This is a genomic window from Sagittula stellata E-37, from assembly GCF_039724765.1.
Taxonomy (GTDB): Bacteria; Pseudomonadota; Alphaproteobacteria; order Rhodobacterales; family Rhodobacteraceae; genus Sagittula; species Sagittula stellata.
The window spans coordinates 1,450,302-1,466,553 of the sequence record NZ_CP155729.1 but is presented as its reverse complement, the minus strand read 5'-3'; the positions used below and the strand labels follow the sequence as shown (position 1 = coordinate 1,466,553).

16 protein-coding genes are annotated in these 16,252 nt (G+C 65.7%); 10 read left to right on the top strand and 6 right to left on the bottom strand.

Features of this window, described 5'->3' with window-relative positions; all coding sequences use genetic code 11:
• Positions 1–10: 10 nt before the first annotated feature.
• A complete protein-coding gene (locus ABFK29_RS06935; protein ID WP_040605185.1) occupies positions 11–1,654 on the bottom strand; it encodes a Na/Pi cotransporter family protein in 1,644 nt (547 codons plus the stop codon).
• Between the two features lie 148 nt (positions 1,655–1,802).
• Between ABFK29_RS06935 and ABFK29_RS06930 the strand changes: the two genes are divergently transcribed.
• From ABFK29_RS06930 to ugpB, 7 genes are all read left to right on the top strand, one after another.
• Positions 1,803–2,612 (top strand): DeoR/GlpR family DNA-binding transcription regulator, encoded by an 810-nt coding sequence (locus ABFK29_RS06930; RefSeq protein WP_347100248.1) that lies wholly within the window; start codon positions 1,803–1,805, stop codon positions 2,610–2,612.
• Positions 2,613–2,654: 42 nt separating this feature from the next.
• The gene (phnD, locus tag ABFK29_RS06925; protein ID WP_040605184.1) at positions 2,655–3,623 is read left to right on the top strand and encodes a phosphate/phosphite/phosphonate ABC transporter substrate-binding protein; all 969 of its coding nucleotides are present in this window, start codon (positions 2,655–2,657) and stop codon (positions 3,621–3,623) included.
• Between the two features lie 71 nt (positions 3,624–3,694).
• Complete coding sequence (gene phnC / locus ABFK29_RS06920; protein ID WP_005863721.1) at positions 3,695–4,489, top strand: phosphonate ABC transporter ATP-binding protein; 795 nt, start codon at positions 3,695–3,697, stop codon at positions 4,487–4,489.
• The gene (gene phnE / locus ABFK29_RS06915) at positions 4,486–5,310 is read left to right on the top strand and encodes a phosphonate ABC transporter, permease protein PhnE (protein WP_005863720.1); all 825 of its coding nucleotides are present in this window, start codon (positions 4,486–4,488) and stop codon (positions 5,308–5,310) included. Before phnC ends, phnE (ABFK29_RS06915) begins: the two co-directional genes overlap by 4 nt.
• The gene (gene phnE, locus ABFK29_RS06910; RefSeq protein ID WP_005863719.1) at positions 5,310–6,125 is read left to right on the top strand and encodes a phosphonate ABC transporter, permease protein PhnE; all 816 of its coding nucleotides are present in this window, start codon (positions 5,310–5,312) and stop codon (positions 6,123–6,125) included. The genes phnE (ABFK29_RS06915) and phnE (ABFK29_RS06910) overlap by 1 nt, the downstream gene beginning before the upstream one ends.
• A gap of 2 nt (positions 6,126–6,127) precedes the next feature.
• Positions 6,128–7,027 (top strand): HAD-IIA family hydrolase, encoded by a 900-nt coding sequence (locus ABFK29_RS06905; protein WP_040605183.1) that lies wholly within the window; start codon positions 6,128–6,130, stop codon positions 7,025–7,027.
• Between the two features lie 93 nt (positions 7,028–7,120).
• Positions 7,121–8,419 (top strand): sn-glycerol-3-phosphate ABC transporter substrate-binding protein UgpB, encoded by a 1,299-nt coding sequence (ugpB, locus tag ABFK29_RS06900; protein ID WP_005863715.1) that lies wholly within the window; start codon positions 7,121–7,123, stop codon positions 8,417–8,419.
• 18 nt (positions 8,420–8,437) lie between these two features.
• On the opposite strand, the gene ABFK29_RS06895 is transcribed toward ugpB, so the two are convergent.
• Both ABFK29_RS06895 and ABFK29_RS06890 read right to left on the bottom strand, forming a co-directional pair.
• Positions 8,438–8,797 (bottom strand): hypothetical protein, encoded by a 360-nt coding sequence (locus tag ABFK29_RS06895; protein ID WP_005863714.1) that lies wholly within the window; start codon positions 8,795–8,797, stop codon positions 8,438–8,440.
• A complete protein-coding gene (locus ABFK29_RS06890; RefSeq protein ID WP_005863712.1) occupies positions 8,781–9,056 on the bottom strand; it encodes a ribbon-helix-helix domain-containing protein in 276 nt (91 codons plus the stop codon). The genes ABFK29_RS06895 and ABFK29_RS06890 overlap by 17 nt, the downstream gene beginning before the upstream one ends.
• 66 nt (positions 9,057–9,122) lie before the next feature.
• Here ABFK29_RS06890 and ugpA point away from each other — a divergent pair, with 66 nt between their 5' ends.
• The 3 genes from ugpA (at position 9,123) to ugpC (ending at position 12,139) form a co-directional block, all read left to right on the top strand.
• A complete protein-coding gene (gene ugpA, locus ABFK29_RS06885) occupies positions 9,123–10,001 on the top strand; it encodes a sn-glycerol-3-phosphate ABC transporter permease UgpA (RefSeq protein ID WP_005863710.1) in 879 nt (292 codons plus the stop codon).
• 17 nt (positions 10,002–10,018) lie between these two features.
• A complete protein-coding gene (ugpE, locus tag ABFK29_RS06880; protein WP_005863708.1) occupies positions 10,019–10,855 on the top strand; it encodes a sn-glycerol-3-phosphate ABC transporter permease UgpE in 837 nt (278 codons plus the stop codon).
• Between the two features lie 282 nt (positions 10,856–11,137).
• A complete protein-coding gene (ugpC, locus tag ABFK29_RS06875; protein WP_005863706.1) occupies positions 11,138–12,139 on the top strand; it encodes a sn-glycerol-3-phosphate ABC transporter ATP-binding protein UgpC in 1,002 nt (333 codons plus the stop codon).
• A 10-nt stretch (positions 12,140–12,149) separates the two neighbouring features.
• On the opposite strand, the gene ABFK29_RS06870 is transcribed toward ugpC, so the two are convergent.
• Genes ABFK29_RS06870 through ABFK29_RS06860 form a run of 3 tightly spaced genes read right to left on the bottom strand, consistent with a single transcriptional unit; the run spans position 12,150 to position 16,209 of the window.
• Entirely contained in the window at positions 12,150–12,947 is a 798-nt protein-coding gene (locus tag ABFK29_RS06870; protein WP_005863704.1) for an inositol monophosphatase family protein, read from the bottom strand.
• Positions 12,944–14,002, bottom strand: a complete 1,059-nt coding sequence (locus tag ABFK29_RS06865) for an ABC transporter ATP-binding protein (protein ID WP_005863702.1) — start codon at positions 14,000–14,002, stop codon at positions 12,944–12,946. Before ABFK29_RS06865 ends, ABFK29_RS06870 begins: the two co-directional genes overlap by 4 nt.
• The gene (locus ABFK29_RS06860; protein WP_040605193.1) at positions 13,999–16,209 is read right to left on the bottom strand and encodes an ABC transporter permease; all 2,211 of its coding nucleotides are present in this window, start codon (positions 16,207–16,209) and stop codon (positions 13,999–14,001) included. Before ABFK29_RS06860 ends, ABFK29_RS06865 begins: the two co-directional genes overlap by 4 nt.
• Between the last annotated feature and the right edge of the window lie 43 nt (positions 16,210–16,252).

Sequence of the window (16,252 nt, the reverse complement as noted above, 5' to 3'; positions counted from 1 at the left end):
GGCCTTCGGATCAGGCGTTGCGGGTCAGGCGGCTGCCGAGGAAGGCGCCGGCCTCTTCGAGGATCGGATAGGCGGCGTAGGTGAAGGACGTGTTGATCTGCTTCAGCAGGCGCAGGCATTCTTGGTGCATGTTTGTGCTGGCGACGCTGTCCGATCTCCGGTCCTGTAGACGTTGCAGGTGACGTTCCTGCAGGCGCTGTTCCAGTCCGCGCATTTCGTCCTTCTGGGCGACCAGTTGCCGCGCATCGTCGGGGTTGCCGGTGGTCAAAACACCCATCGCGAGCTGCGCGTTGGAGCAGACGACATCATGCAGCTTCTCCAGATCGCTCACTCCCTCGCCGGAGAAGTTGACGGCCTTGCGGTGCATCTTGCGGGCGATGGCGAGCATGTTGACGGCGATGCGGTCGGCGGCTTCTTCCAGCCCGTTGGCCACGGTCACCAGTTCCAGTGTCTGACGTGACTGGCTGTCGGACAACTCTCCGGCGCGCAGGCGGGAGATGTAGAGTTTCGACTCGAAGTGCATCCGGTCGACAGCCTCTTCCAGCCGCAGGATGCGCGCCTCGGCCTCGGCATCCCAGGCGCGGTACAGCGGCTTGACCTGCACCAGCATCGCCTGGACCGTTTCGCCCATGCGCATCAGCTCGCGGCGGGCGCAGGCAATGCCGAGGCGCGGATCGGCCACCGCGTCGGGGTCGAGCGCGCTCAGATCGTCCTGCGGGGCGTCCGGGTCCGACCGCACAAGATGACCGGAGATGTCCAGAAAGAGGCCCGGCCACGGCAGCACGAAGACCGCCAGAGCGAGGTTGAAGAGGATGTGCAACGTGACCGCGCGCGTGCCCTGCTCCAGCGCGGGGAACAGTGCCTCCGTTTCGACGATGTGCAGCGCCAGGAGACCGGCGACGGCGAGGCTTCCCCTTGCGAGGGTGTTGGCGGTGACCACCGCGCGCACGTCGCGTCCGGTGCCGGAAAGCAGCGTCATGGGGATGATCGCGCCGCCGAAGTTCGCGCCCAGCACGAGGGCTGCGGCCACCGGGCCGGCGGTCAGCCCGGTCGCGGCGAAACTGGCTACCGTCAACACGGCGGCGAGGCTGGAGTGCATCGACCACGCCAGGAGCGCGCCCAGCACCCACGCACTGAGCAGGTCCCCGGCGAGGTAGGCGGCGATGGCGCGCACGATGTCGTTTGCGGCGATGGGCGCGGTCGCGGCACGGATCATGCCGAGCGCCAGCAGGATCAGCGCCAGACCGATCAGCACCCGCCCGGCCTGCTTCAGCGCATGGTTGTGCTTGCGGAAATTCAGTATCACCCCGGCCAGTACGAGGACGGGGATCGCGCTCTGGATCGGCAGGAAAAGGACGCGCGCCATCAGGGCGGAGCCAAGCTCCGCACCGACGATCAGGACCAGCGCCGCCGCAGGCGCGATCGCCGAAGAGGCGATGAAACCGCTGGCGATCAGGGTCACGGCGGTCCCGCTTTGCATCAGCATCGCGGCCAGAGCGCCGCCCATCGCCGCGGTCAGCCGGTTCTGGCACACCCTGCGCAGGCCCTGCCGCACCTGTGTCATGAAGGCACGCTCGATCCCTGTGCGGACCAGCCGGACCGCCCACAACAGCAGCGCCACGGCCGCCGAGAGATGTATAAGGAAACCGATCACCGGTGCCCCTGCCCTTTCCACAATCGTCTGGTTGAATCGAGGTGTTTGGCCAAAGACCACCGCAAAGATGAGGCATATGCAACAAAAATGATTGTAAAACGAGCGCAAACCCACAAACATGACGGTGAAACGCGAGTCAGGACGCAACGTGGCAGTGACCGGCATCCAATCCCCGAAACCCGAACCGGCGCCGCAAAGGCTGCGCAAGTCGGAGCGGCGTGAGCAGATCCTGCTGGAACTGAAGCTGCGTCCGCACCTGCGGATTTCCGAGTTGGCCGAACGCTTCAACGTCTCGACAGAGACCGTCCGGCGCGACTTCGACGCGCTGGCCGACGACGGGCTGGTGGCGCGCGCCCATGGCGGCGCGATGGCGACCGGCGCGGGCCACTATCCCGGGCTTGACGAACGCGCCCACGCCCGCATCGGGGAACGCGAACGCATCGGGCGGCGCGCGGCGGAACTGGTGCAGGAGGGCGAAACGCTGATGGTGGATTCGGGATCGACGACGATCCAGTTCGCGCGCGCTCTCGCCCTGCGCGGCACGACCTGCACCGTCATCACCAATTCCATTCCCGTGGCCATGACGCTTGCGCAGGGACCTCAGCAGGTGCTTTTGTGCCCGGGCGAGTACCTGCCGGCGGAAAGTGCCGTGGTGGGGACCGATACGCTCGATTATCTCGCGCGGTTCAACGTCGACCGCTGCATGATCGGCGCTTCGGGGCTGACGGAGGATGGACCCTCGGAAAGCGTGCGGGGGTTTGCCGCCGTGAAGCGCGCGATGCTGGGCCGTGCCGCGCGGCGCCATCTGCTGATCGACGCGGAGAAATTCGGCACTCGGGGTCTGAACGCGGTTGGAGGACCGGGAGACCTCGACAGCGTGATCGTGGATCGCGTGCCGGGGCCGGAGATTGCCGGGACACTGACGGCGGGAGGCGTCGAGTTCATTCCGGCGGACTGAAAACAATGCGGTGAAACTGCCGCACACATGGGAGGAAACTACATGACACAGACACTCAGGCTGATGCTCGGCGCATCGGTGGCGGCGCTGCTGGCCACGGCGGCACAGGCGCAGGACTGCCCGCACGGCGATCTGGACGCGCGCTATTGCGACGCGGACGGCGATCTGGTGGCGGACGTGCCCACGGATGAAAGCCAGTGGATCGACCCGGACACGCTGGTCTTTGCCTACACCCCGGTGGAGGATCCTGCGGTCTACAAGACGGCATGGTCGGACTTCCTCGATTACCTCAAGGAGAAGACCGGCAAGGACGTGATCTTCTTCCCCGTGCAGAACAACGCCGCCCAGATCGAGGCGATGCGCTCGGGCCGGCTGCACATCTCGGGCTTCAACACCGGATCGAACCCCTTGGCGGTGAACTGCGCGGGCTTCCGTCCTTTTACCATCATGGCGTCCGAGGACGGCGGATTTGGCTACGAGATGGAAATCATCACCTATCCCGGCTCGGGCGTGGAAAAGATTGAGGACATCAAGGGCAAGCAGCTGGCCTTCTCCTCACCGACCTCCAACAGCGGGTTCAAAGCCCCCTCCGCCATCCTCAAGGGCGACTACGACATGGAGGCGGAGCGCGATTTCGAACCCGTCTTCTCGGGCAAGCATGACAACACCATCCTCGGTGTCGCCAACAAGGATTACACCGCCGGGGCCATCGCCAATTCCGTCATGTCTCGCATGATCGAACGCGACGTGATCCAGCCGGAACAGGTGGTGTCGATCTACAAGTCGCAGACCTTCCCGACCACCGGCTTTGGCGTGGTCTACAACCTCAAGCCCGAGTTGCAGGACCAGATCAAGGACGCCTTCATGACCTTCCCCTGGGAAGGCTCGTCGCTGCAGGAGGAGTTCTCCAAATCCAACGAGTCGCAGTTCATCGAGATGAACTACAAGGATTTCTGGGAGGTGATCCGCAAAATCGACGCCGCAAACGGCGTGTCTTACGCCTGCGAGTGATCCTGCCCCAATAGAAACCAACGGACAGGGCGCCCCTGCGCGTCCTGTCCCTGAACGGCTGGGGAACGGGAATGCTGCGCCTCGAAAAACTGACGAAAACCTACAAGACCGGCGACATGGCCCTGAAGGCCATCGACCTCGACGTGCCGTCGGGGCAGGTGCTGGCGCTGATCGGGCCATCGGGCGCGGGCAAGTCCACCATGATCCGCTGCATCAACCGACTTGTCGAACCGACCTCCGGCGCGGTGATGCTGGACGGAACCGATCTGACGAAGCTGGGTGCAGGCGCGTTGCGCCGGGCGCGGCGCGAGATGGGCATGATCTTTCAGGAATACGCGCTGGTCGAACGGCTGACGGTCATGGAGAACGTGTTGTCCGGCCGTCTGGGCTATGTCGGCTTCTGGCGGTCCTTCCTGCGCAAGTTCCCGCAGAAGGACGTGGACGAGGCGTTTCGCCTGCTGGACCGCGTGGGCCTTCTGCACATGGCGGACAAGCGTGCCGACGAATTGTCGGGCGGGCAGCGACAGCGGGTCGGCATCTGCCGCGCGCTGATCCAGGAGCCGAAGCTTCTGCTGGTGGACGAACCCACGGCCTCGCTCGACCCGAAGACGTCGCGCCAGATCATGCGGCTGGTCTGCGAGCTGTGCGCCGAGCGCGGGCTGGCGGCGATCATCAACATTCACGACGTGGCGCTTGCTCAGATGTTCGTGCCGCGCGTCGTCGGTCTGCGCTTTGGCGAGATCGTCTTTGACGGGCTGCCCAACGCACTCACGCCGGATAAGCTGACCGAGATCTACGGCGAGGAAGACTGGGAAGCGACGATCCAGAAGGATGAGGACGGCGAAGCCGTGGAGGCGGCAGAATGAGCGCCGGGACACATCGCGAACTGGACGACATGCTGGGTCGCGGCTGGCGCAAACCGCCGCTGATCCAGAACAAGGCCCTGCGCTGGGGCCTGATCGCGGCCTTTGCCGTGTACCTCGTGGCGGCGGTCTCCACCATTCCGGTGGACTGGGGACGTGTCTACGAGGGCCTCGACCGCGGCTGGCAGTTCGTGCTGGCCTTCACGCACCCCGACTTCGTCACCCGCTGGTCCGACATCTGGGACGGACTGGCCGAAAGCATTATCATGACCGTCGCGGCCTCGGTCGTGGGCATCGCCATCTCGATCCCCATCGGGCTGGGGGCGGCGCGCAACATCGCGCCCCTGCCCGTCTACGTGATCTGCCGGGCGATCATCGCGATCAGCCGCGCGCTGCAGGAGATCATCGTGGCAATCCTGCTGGTGGCGATCTTCGGCTTCGGCCCGCTGGCCGGGTTCCTGACGCTGTCCTTCGCCACCATCGGCTTTCTGTCGAAGTTGCTGGCCGAGGACATAGAGGCGATGGACCGCGTGCAGGCCGAGGCGATCCGGGCATCGGGCGCGCGCTGGATGCAGTGGATCAACTACGGCGTCCAGCCGCAGGTCATGCCGCGCCTCGTGGGCCTGTCGATGTACCGCATCGACATCAACTTCCGCGAAAGCGCGATCCTTGGCCTCGTCGGCGCGGGCGGCATAGGCGCGACGCTCAACACCGCCTTCGACCGCTACGAATACGACACGGCGGCGGCCATCCTGATCCTGATCATCGGGATCGTCATGGGGCTGGAGTATCTCTCTGGCGTCATCCGGGCGAGGGTTCAGTGATGGTGGTTCTGGCACAGGACGGCAAGCAGGTCTGGCGGCGCAGGACCACAGGACAATCGCTGGTCCGCTGGTTCGGCTGGCTGCTGGGCGTGGCGGTGTTCCTCTTCTGCTGGCAGCGGATCTCGGAGGCGACGACGTGGTTCTTCGTCTGGGACGCGCCGCGCATCGCGGGCGACATCTGGAGCCGCGCCACCCCACCGCGCTGGGAATACATCACCCAGCTCGGCCGCCCGATCTGGGACACTCTGAACATCGCAACCCTCGGCACGCTGATCTCGCTGGTTCTGGCGATTCCGGTGGCCTTCCTCGCGGCACGCAACACCACGCCCTCCCGCGTGCTGGCGCGGCCGATCGCGCTACTGGTGATCGTCTCGACCCGCTCGATCAACTCCCTGATCTGGGCGCTCCTCCTCATCGCGATCATCGGGCCGGGGGTCTTCGCAGGGGTGGTGGCCATCGCCATCCGCTCCATCGGTTTCTGCGCCAAGCTGATCTACGAGGCCATCGAGGAAATCGACCACAGCCAGGTGGAAGCGATCACCGCCACGGGTGCGTCGCGCTGGCAGGTCATGGCCTATGGCATCGTCCCGCAGATCCTGCCCGCACTGGCCGGGGTCGCGGTGTTCCGCTGGGACATCAACATCCGTGAATCGACCGTGCTGGGGCTGGTGGGCGCGGGCGGCATCGGGCTGCAATTGCAAAGCTCGCTGAACGTGCTGGCCTGGCCGCAGGTGTCGCTGATCCTGCTGGTGATCCTGCTCGCTGTCGTCATTTCCGAATGGGTGTCGGCGAAGGTCCGGGGGGCGATCATTTGAGCATGACGCTGGAAACCGCGTTTGCCGCCTACGAAGCGGTGCGCCACCGCCTGCCGACGCCGGTTGCGGGGCGCCCCGCCCCGCTGCGCGCGCGCACTCTGGCGGATGTGGCCAGCGGCTACGACGCCTTCCTGCTGGATGCCTTCGGAGTGCTGAACATCGGAGAGACGGCCATAGAGGGCGTGGCCGAACGTATCTCGGACCTGCGGGAGCTGGGCAAGCAGGTGCTGATCGTCTCGAACGCCGCCGGGTTCCCGCATGCCGCGCTGATGGAGAAATACGCGAGGCTGGGCTACGACTTCGCACCGGAGGACGTCATCACCAGTCGCCGGACGCTGCTGGCGAACCTGAACGGGCATGGCCACATGCGTTGGGGCCTCATGGCGACCCCGGCGACCGGCCTGCGCGATCTCGAAGATCTCGACCTTGTCTACCTCGAAGAAGACCCCGGCCCCTACGCAGAGGTCGATGGCTTCCTGATGATCGGCAGCGCCGCCTGGACGGAAGCGCGGCAGGCCCTGCTGGAGGCGGCGCTTGCCGACCGGCCGCGCCGGGTGCTGGTGGGCAATCCCGACATCGTCGCCCCGCGCGAGACCGGATTCTCGGTGGAGCCGGGCCATTTCGCGCACCGGCTGGCCGACATGACGGGCGTCGTGCCGGAGTTCTTCGGCAAGCCCTTCGCCAATATCTACACACTCGCCATGGCGCGGCTGGACCCCGGGCCGCCGCGGGACCGCATCCTGATGGTCGGCGACAGCCTGCACACCGATATCCTCGGGGCGCAGGCCGCGGGCATTCATTCGGCGCTGGTGGCGGGCTACGGCTTTTTCGCCAACGGCGATCCCCATGCCGCCATCGCGACGTCCGGTATCGTTCCCGACGTCATCGTGGACAGGCCATAGCCATGTCACACGACCTTCATCAAGCGCGGGCACAACGCGCAAATCACCGGACGGGTCAGCCGTCCGAACCGACATCATAGGAGGAAGAATTCCATGAAACTGACACAGACCCTGCTGGCCAGTGCCGCCATCCTGAGCGCCGCCCCCGCGATGGCCCAGACGGAAGTCCAGTTCTGGCACGCCTTCACCGGCCGCCTGGGCGAGCTGGTGGCCGAACAGGTCGAGACCTTCAACAACAGCCAGGACGACTACACCGTCGTCGCCACGCACAAGGGCAACTACTCCGAGACGCTGAACGCTGGCATCGCCGCCTTCCGCGCGGGCGAACAGCCCGACATCCTGATGGTCTTCGAGGTCGGCACCGCCACGATGATGGCCGCCAAGGGCGCCGTGAACCCCGTGTTCGAAGTCATGGGCGAAGGCTTTGACCAGTCGCAGTACATCGGCGCCGTGAAGGGCTATTACACCTCCGCCGACGGCAACATGCTGTCGCTGCCCTTCAACTCCTCGACGCCGGTGCTGTGGGTCAACCGCACCATGCTGGAAGAGAACGGCATCGACCCCGATATCGACCTGTCGACGTGGGAGCAGGTCGGCGATGTGCTGACGCAGCTCAAGGATGCCGGCGTCGAATGCCCGCTGACCACCGCATGGCAAAGCTGGATCCACCTCGAAAACATGTCTGCCTATCACAACGTACCCTTCGCCACGAAGGCCAACGGGTTCGAAGGCACCGACGCCGAGCTGGTCTTCAACTCCGAGCCGCAAGTGACGCACATCCAGGCGATGGGCGACTGGGCCAAGGACGGCAAGTTCATCTACACCGGCCGCCGCAACGAAGGTGGCGCCAACTTCCGCGGCGGCGAATGCGCGCTGTTCACCGAGAGCTCGGCCGGTTACGCGGGCATCAAGGCCGAGGCCGACTTCGACTTCGGCGTGCGGCCCCTGCCCTACTGGTCCGCGCTGGTGGACGCGCCCCAGAACACAATCATCGGCGGTGCGTCGCTGTGGGTGATGGCGGGCCAGTCCGACGAGGAATACGCAGGCGTGGCAGAGTTCCTGTCGTTCCTGTCCTCGCCCGAGATCCAGGCGAAGTGGCACCAGGACACCGGCTACCTGCCGATCACGCAGGCCGCTGCCGATCTGACCGCCGAGCAGGGCTTTTACGAAGAAAACCCGGGCACCGACGTGGCGGTCAAGCAGATGACCACCAATGAGCCGACCGAGAACTCCAAGGGCATCCGCCTGGGGTCGTTCGACCAGATCCGCACGATCATCGACGAGGAACTGGAAGCGGTCTGGGCGGGTGACAAGTCCGCGCAGGAAGCACTGGATTCCGCCGTCGAGCGCGGCAACCCGCTGCTGCGCCGCTTCGAGCAGTCCTCGCGCTGATCGCATTCGGGAGAGGCCTCAGGGGGCCTCTCCCTCCTCCCTCAACCGAGTGAACATCCGGTCCAGATGATCCTGCCCGCCGAAGAAGATCGCCTCGATGCGCAGTACCTGTGCGCCCTCGTCCAGCGTGAACCAGTAGATCGCACGGTCGATGGTGACGTTGCGGATGTCGACTCCAGCAAAACGATGGCGGGTCCCGCGATGAGGCGCGGCGGCAAGTGTCAGTCGCCGGGTTGCGATGGCATCGACCTTTTGGGCGGCCAAGATAGCTGCCTCGCGGTCAGAATTGCCAAACCGAAGGTGGCTTTCGTAAAGATGCTCGAAAATGGCGTCGAGGTCGGTTTCGACAGCGTCCGCGTCCTCAGTCGTCCAGGCCATGGGCCTGCCGTTTCCGCGCAAGCATCGCGGCGATCCGGGTATCCATCACATCGCTGGACACATGCGGCCCCTCGGCCCGGCGCCGCATCTCTTCGAAGAACTCGGCCTTCCACTCCTGGTACTCCTCGTCCTCGCGCCGCTTGGCTTCCAGCGCCTGCTGGATCACGGCGGAGGTTGAGGGAAACCGGCCCTCTTCGACCTGCTTGCGCGCGTATTCGGCCTGCTGGTCGGTCAGCGAAATGGAGATCTTGACGGTCATGGCGGCACTCCTTCTCATCGGGGCATCTCAAAAGGTGCGACCTGGTCGCACCGGAGTCAAGGTGACATGAAGCGCGTGACCTTCAAGGGCCTCTGGCTGCCGCTGCTCTTGGTACTGCCGCAACTGGCGGTCACGGCGGTGTTCTTCTTCTACCCGGCCGGGCAGGCGGTGTGGCAGTCGCTGTTCATTCCCGACCCCTTCGGCCTGTCGATGCAATGGGTGGGGCTGGGCAACTTCGAATACCTGCTGGGCGATCCGTACTATCGCGCTTCCTTCGTGACCACCGCGATCTTCTCGATCCTCGTGACGGTCGTGTCGATGGGTGTGGCGCTGTACCTCGCGGTGCTGGCCGACCGGCTGATCAAGGGATCCGGCACCTACCGCACGCTGCTGATCTGGCCCTATGCCGTGGCGCCGGCGGTGGCGGGTGTGCTGTGGCTCTTCATGTTCAACACCCGCGTCGGGGTGGTGACGTGGTATCTGGGCCAGTTGGGATATGACTGGAACCACGTGCTGAACGGGACCGAGGCCATGGGCCTCGTGGTCGTGGCCAGCGCCTGGGGGCGGATCAGCTACAACTTCCTGTTCTTCCTCGCGGGTCTTCAGGCCATACCGCGCAGCGTGATCGAGGCGGCCGCAATCGACGGTGCGCGCTTCTGGACACGCTTCCGCACCATCGTCTGGCCGCTGCTCAGCCCCACGACCTTCTTCCTGCTGGTGGTGAACATCATCTACGCCTTCTTCGAGACCTTCGGCGTCATCCACACCATCACCAGCGGCGGCCCGCAGCAGAGCACGACGATCCTCGTCTACAAGGTCTATGCCGACGGCTTCGTCGGGCAGGACCTTGGGTCTTCGGCGGCGCAGTCGGTCGTCCTGCTGGTGATCGTCGGCATCCTGACGGTCGTGCAATTCAAGTTCATCGAGCGCAGGGTGCATTACTGATGGCAGAGCGCAACGGCATGGTCGAGAAACGCGGCGCCGGTCTGTGGCTGACCCACGCCGGGCTGATCCTTGGCGTTCTCTTCATCTTCTTCCCGATCTGGCTGGCCTTCGTGGCCTCGACCGTCAGCCAGCCTGAAATCGCCCGCCCGCCGATGCCCCTGTGGCCCGGAGACCAGATGTGGGAGAACTACTCGAAGGCTCTGACTTCGGGTATCAATGCGCCGGTGGCGCTGATGCTGTTCAACTCTGCGGTCATGGCCATAGGCATCGCGGTGGGCAAGATCGTAATCTCGCTCCTGTCGGCCTTTGCCATCGTCTATTTCCGCTTCCCGGGCAGGCAGTTGTTCTTCTGGCTGATCTTCCTGACGCTGATGCTGCCGGTCGAAGTGCGGATCGTACCGACCTACGAGGTGGCGGCAAACTTCGGGATGCTCAACAGCTACCCCGGCCTGATCCTGCCGCTGATCGCCTCGGCCACGGCAACCTTCCTGTTCCGGCAGTTCTTCATGACCGTCCCGGACGAGCTGGCCGAGGCCGCCCGCGTCGACGGTGCCCGGCCCATGCGGTTTTTCGTCGATATCCTCCTGCCGATGAGCCGCACGAATATTGCCGCGCTTTTCGTGATCCTCTTCATCTACGGCTGGAACCAGTACCTGTGGCCGCTTCTCATCACCACCGATCCGTCGATGAACACCATCGTCATGGGCATCAAGCAGATGTTCCCGAGTGGCGACGACACCGCCGACTGGCCGGTCATCATGGCGACCTCGATCCTCGCGATGATCCCGCCGGTGATCGTGGTCGTGGGCATGCAGAGACTGTTCATCCGAGGCTTGGTGGACAGCGAGAAATGACGATGCCTGAGACACGAACCGATGATCGGGCACGCCTGCACCGAACGTGCGCAACCGGCGGGCGTGCGGAATGCGCCTGCGGGACCTTGCAGGTTCATCGCTCAAGACCGGCATCCGGGCGCTCAACGGCCCTCCGCCTGCAAGGACATCCCGACAAGCGCCGTTCCGAACCCAGCCGGAGTTGGCTTTCGGCGCACCCGAAGCGCCCGGAATTGCGGCCCCGCCTGCGTCGGGCACGGAGCCTGCGCGCCGGGCCGGACCTCCCCTACGGAAAGACATGACATGGCAACCCTGACCCTCGACAGCGTCAAGAAATCCTTCGGCAAGACCGAGGTCATCCATGGCGTCGACATCGACGTAACCGATGGCGAGTTCATCGTGATCGTCGGCCCCTCCGGCTGTGGCAAGTCCACGCTGCTGCGCATGGTCGCCGGGCTGGAGACCGTCACTTCCGGTACGGTGAAAATCGACGACCGCGTGGTCAACGACGTGGAACCGATGGACCGCGACATCGCCATGGTCTTCCAGAACTACGCGCTTTACCCGCACATGTCGGTTTTCGACAACATGGCTTACGGGCTGAAGATCGCGGGCACGCCCAAGGCGGAGATCGCGGACCGTGTCGCGCAGGCGGCGAAGATGCTGCAACTCGATCCCTATCTGACGCGCAAGCCGCGCGAACTGTCGGGCGGGCAGCGGCAACGGGTCGCCATGGGCCGGGCCATCGTGCGCAAGCCGGCGGTGTTCCTGTTCGACGAGCCGCTCTCGAACCTCGACGCCAAGCTGCGCGTGCAGATGCGGCTTGAGATCAAGGCGCTGCAGCGCGACCTGGGCGTCACGTCGCTGTACGTGACCCACGACCAGGTGGAGGCGATGACTCTGGCCGACCGGATGATCGTGATGAACGGCGGCGTGGCCGACCAGATCGGCGCACCGCTGGACGTCTACGCCAACCCGGCCACCGCCTTCGTCGCCGGGTTCATCGGCTCTCCGCCGACCAATTTCCTCGACCCTGCACAAATCGGCCAGAACGGCGAGGGGCAGGTCGGTGTGCGGCCGGAACACATGCGGATTGGGCCATCGGGCCGTTTGCACGCGGATGTCGCCTATGCCGAAGCGCTGGGGGCAGAGACGCTGATTCACCTGCGCGGCGCACAGGGCGACCTGCTGACCGTCCGGCAGGACGCGGCCAGCCCCATCCCGGAGGAAGGGGCCAGCGTGTCGCTCGACTGGGATTCAAGGCAGGAAATGCGCTTCGACGCACGCGGGCAGCGCCTCCGCTGACCCGGCGGCGCTACCAGTCTTCGGACGTGCCGAAGGCGCAGATCGACGCCAGTTCGTCGAAGGTCCCCGGTCCCGCGCCCATCACAGGCGCGGGTTTCGTCATGTCCGGGCCGGTCGGAAAAGGCAGCACCCTGCCACCGGCTTCGAGGATCAGCGCATAGGCGGCCATGCAGTCCCAGGCGGACATGCGCGGCTCGGCATAGCCGACGAGCCGTCCCGCCGCGACCCAGGCCAGCATCAGCGCGCCAGAGCCGTAGCGGGTCCAGGACGATCCGGCCTCCATCAGGTCGGCCAGCATCCGGCCCACGCGGTCAGAGGCCACCCGGTCGTTGGCCCCCACGCCCAGCATGCCGGAGCGCAGGTCGCCGGGCATCACGCGCACGCGGGTCCCATTGAGCTTCGCCCCCTGTCCGCGCGCCGCGACAAACACTTCGCCCAGCACCGGCGCGACGATCACGCCAAGCGCAGGCCCATCGGCATCGTGGCCACCGATGGACACGCACCAGCCCGGCAGGCCGTTGAGATACGGTGCGGTGCCGTCGATCGGGTCGATCACCCATGTGAAGCCGGTCGTGCCGCCGGACAGCCCGTGTTCCTCGCCCAGTTGCGCATCGTCGGGAAATGCCGCCGACAGGGCGTCGCGGATCAGCGTCTCGACTTTGCGGTCGGCTTCGGACACGAGGTCGGTGACATGACGTTTGCGCTCGATCACCAGCGCATCGCGTCGCAGGAAATAGTCCAGCGCCAGGGCGCCCGCATCGCGGGCGACGCGCTCGGCCACCGAGAGCCGTTCGGTCAGAGTGGTCATGCGGATTCCGGGATCAGGGCCAGACCGCGCGGACGCAGGTCCAGCACAACGGGCGCGCCCACCGGCAGAGGCGTGTCGCTTTCGTCGTCGACCACGAAGATCCGGCCAAGCGCGCCGTCGATCTCGTATTCGACATGATCGCCGAGGTAGGCAGAAGAGGCCACCGTGCCCGGCACGCCTTCGCCGCCCGACCGGACCCGCGCCGCGTTCGAGCGCATGGCCAGGCGGGCCGGGCCTTCGCCCAGGCCGCGCGCCGGCAGCACGATCACCGCGCCGCCCACGTCCACCTGCGCCTCTTCGCCCGAAACCGACAGCACGCGGCCTTCGACCACGTTCGCCTCGCCGATGAAATCCGCGATGAACTCCGACGCGGGCGCTTCGTACAGCTCGCGCGGGGAACCCATCTGCGCCACGACGCCCTCCTTCATCACCACGATCCGGTCCGAGACGGCCAGCGCCTCTTCCTGGTCGTGGGTCACGTAGACCGCGGTGAAGCCCAGCCGCTGCTGCAGCTCGCGGATCTCCGTCCGGACACGGCGGCGCAGGCGGGCGTCGAGGTTCGAAAGCGGCTCGTCAAGCAGCAGAACCTGAGGCTCAAGCACCAGTGCCCGCGCCACGGCGACGCGCTGCTGCTGGCCACCCGAAAGTTCGGCGGGCAGCCGGGCGCCCAGTCCTTCGAGCCCCACCAATGTCAGCGCGTCGGTGGCGCGTTCCCGTGCCTCCGCGGCCTTCATGCCGCCGGATTCCAGACCGTAGGCCACGTTCTGCGCCACGGTCATGTGCGGGAACAGCGCATAGCTCTGGAACACCATGGACACGTCGCGCCGATCCGCCGGCAGCCGCGTCACGTCCTGCCCGCCGATCAGGATTTCCCCTGCGGTCGGGCTTTCCAACCCCGCCAGCATCCGGAGCGTCGTCGTCTTGCCACAGCCCGAGGGTCCCAGCAGCGTCACAAGTTCACCCGGCTCGATCGAAAGCGACAGGTCCGGGATCGCCGTGAACTGGCCGAACCTCTTGGATACGTTGCGGAATTCAACCGCGCCTCTGGTCTTCATGCGTTGGCTTCCCGTGTTGCGGCCTCGGCCTTCAAGGTCTGTTTCACTTCCCGCCGTCCGATCCGGCGCTCTCCCACCAGAAGCTGGAAACCACCGATCACGGTGATCATCACGAGGATCAGGACAGAGGAATAGGCGATGGCGATGCCGTATTCGCCATTCTCGACAAGGCCCACGATGTAGGCCGTCGCCATGTTGTACTTGGCGCTGACAAGGAAGATCACCGCCGAGATCGAGGTGATCGCCCGCACGAAGCTGTAGACAAGCGCCGCGAGGATCGCGGGCCGCATCAGGGGCAGGATGACCTTGCGCATCGTCCGCCCCGATCCCGCCCCCAGCGTCAGCGACGCCTCGTCGAGCGACCCGTCGAGTTGCGCCATGGCCGCCACGCCACCGCGCACACCCACCGGCATGTTGCGGAACACGAAGCAGGCGATCAGGATCGCGGCGGTGCCGGTCATCTGCACGGGCGGCAGGTTGAAGGCCATGATGTAGCTGATGCCGATGACCGTGCCGGGGATGGCAAAGCTCATCATCAGCGCGAACTCGAAGACCGAGCGACCGGGGAACCGCTGGCGCACGATCAGCCAGGCGGTCAACAGGCCCACCGCGGCGGTCAGCGGCGCGGCGATCAGCGCGATCTCCATTGTGGTCCAGAAGCTGTTCCACGCCACGCCGGTCCAGGCGAACCCGTCCGAGAGCGATACGCCGAAGGCACGGACGTAGTGTTCCAGTGTCAGCGAGTGGTCGAGGCCCCAGGTCTTCACGAAGCCGCCGAAGACGATCATCGCGTAAACGGTTATGGTGAACAGCGCCCAGGCCACCGCGATGGTCACCACGGGCCAGGCAACACGGCGCGGCAGCAGCGCGTGGCGTCCGCCGTCGCCCTTGCCGGTGACGGTCGCGAAGTTCCGCCCCGACAGCCAGAACCGCTGCGCGAGAAAAGCCGACAGGGTGAAGACCAGCAGGACCGAGGCCAGCACGGCAGCCCGTGCGGGGTCGTTCTGCGCGCCGACCACTGCAAAGAAGATCTCGGTGGACAGCACACCGCCCGATCCGCCAAGCACCAGCGGGTTGCCGAAATCCGCCATGGATTCGATGAAGCCGATCAGGAAAGCGTTTGCCAGCCCCGGCGCCATCAGCGGCAGGGACACCTTGCGGAAGGTGCGCCAGCGGTCGGAGCGGAGCGTCTGCGAAGCCTCCTCCATCGACGGCGAGATGCCCTCGACCACGCCGATCAGCACGAGGAAGGATATGGGTGTGAAGGACAGCATCTGCGCGATCCAGATGCCGGTCAGGCCGTACAGCCAGCGGCCCAGTTCCCAGCCCGTCGCCAGTTCGATCCATTGCGTCATCGTGCCCTGCCGCCCCAGCAACATGGTCAACGCAAGACCCACCACGAAGGGCGGCGTGATGATCGGAAGGACGGTCAGCAGGCGCAGGGACTTCTTGAAGCGGAAGCCGGTGCGCGTCGCGACCAGCGCGAACACCAGCCCCAGCAGCGTCGTGCCTGTCGCCGTGCAGACGGCAAGGAAGAACGTCCGCCACGCCACGCCGCAGTTTCCGCCCCACAGACAGGCCAGCGACCAGATCTTCGGGTCGACGATATTGTGCCGGACACCGACAGAGGTGAAACTGCCGTCGAAGTCCTGAAAGGCGCCGGTGAACATCGACACCAGCGGATAAAAGACGAAAACGCCAACCAGCAGGACCAGCAGCGTGATCGCGCCGAGGACGAAGGCGTCGCCCTTCAGCGCGCCGCGTTCCGCCGCGCCGAAGGCCACGAACAGCGCGAAGACGCAGCCCAGCACGACCGCCCCGGCACCGAAGGCCTGCTGGCCCGCGACCTCTCCGAACGTGGTTTCAAGAAGTCCCCAGTTCCAGCCGCGCAGGCCCACCGACAGCCCCTCGACCAGCAGCCAGACGAGCCCGGCCACGCCGATTCCGACCAGCGCCCGGCCCCGCGCACCCGGCGCCTGTCCAAGCCGCAGCCAGACCGCCAGCGCAAAGAGCGCCAGCACCGGCCAGAGCTGCCATCGACCGTCGATGGCCTGGAACAGGCCGGGCCACAGCTTGTCCGACCCGGCGATGTCGCCGACCCACTCAAAGCCGAAGAACCCCTGGCGCACGCGATACCAAGGCAGTGCGACGAGCGCGAAAAGCCCCGCCGCAAGAATCAGGTCGAGCCTGCGGTTGTCTCTGTTCATCTCGATGTCCGGAAGCGTCAGGAGAGGGGTCAGGGGATGCGCG

Excerpts from the sequence above, each read along its gene's own strand:
- phnD (WP_040605184.1), top strand. The coding sequence starts at position 2,655 with ATGACACAGACACTCAGGCTGATGCTCGGCGCATCGGTGGCGGCGCTG.
- phnC (WP_005863721.1), top strand. The coding sequence starts at position 3,695 with ATGCTGCGCCTCGAAAAACTGACGAAAACCTACAAGACCGGCGACATG.
- phnE (WP_005863720.1), top strand. The coding sequence starts at position 4,486 with ATGAGCGCCGGGACACATCGCGAACTGGACGACATGCTGGGTCGCGGC.
- phnE (WP_005863719.1), top strand. The coding sequence starts at position 5,310 with ATGGTGGTTCTGGCACAGGACGGCAAGCAGGTCTGGCGGCGCAGGACC.
- ABFK29_RS06905 (WP_040605183.1), top strand. The coding sequence starts at position 6,128 with ATGACGCTGGAAACCGCGTTTGCCGCCTACGAAGCGGTGCGCCACCGC.
- ugpB (WP_005863715.1), top strand. The coding sequence starts at position 7,121 with ATGAAACTGACACAGACCCTGCTGGCCAGTGCCGCCATCCTGAGCGCC.
- ABFK29_RS06895 (WP_005863714.1), bottom strand. The coding sequence starts at position 8,797 with ATGGCCTGGACGACTGAGGACGCGGACGCTGTCGAAACCGACCTCGAC.
- ABFK29_RS06890 (WP_005863712.1), bottom strand. The coding sequence starts at position 9,056 with ATGACCGTCAAGATCTCCATTTCGCTGACCGACCAGCAGGCCGAATAC.
- ugpA (WP_005863710.1), top strand. The coding sequence starts at position 9,123 with ATGAAGCGCGTGACCTTCAAGGGCCTCTGGCTGCCGCTGCTCTTGGTA.
- ugpE (WP_005863708.1), top strand. The coding sequence starts at position 10,019 with ATGGTCGAGAAACGCGGCGCCGGTCTGTGGCTGACCCACGCCGGGCTG.
- ugpC (WP_005863706.1), top strand. The coding sequence starts at position 11,138 with ATGGCAACCCTGACCCTCGACAGCGTCAAGAAATCCTTCGGCAAGACC.
- ABFK29_RS06870 (WP_005863704.1), bottom strand. The coding sequence starts at position 12,947 with ATGACCACTCTGACCGAACGGCTCTCGGTGGCCGAGCGCGTCGCCCGC.
- ABFK29_RS06865 (WP_005863702.1), bottom strand. The coding sequence starts at position 14,002 with ATGAAGACCAGAGGCGCGGTTGAATTCCGCAACGTATCCAAGAGGTTC.
- ABFK29_RS06860 (WP_040605193.1), bottom strand. The coding sequence starts at position 16,209 with ATGAACAGAGACAACCGCAGGCTCGACCTGATTCTTGCGGCGGGGCTT.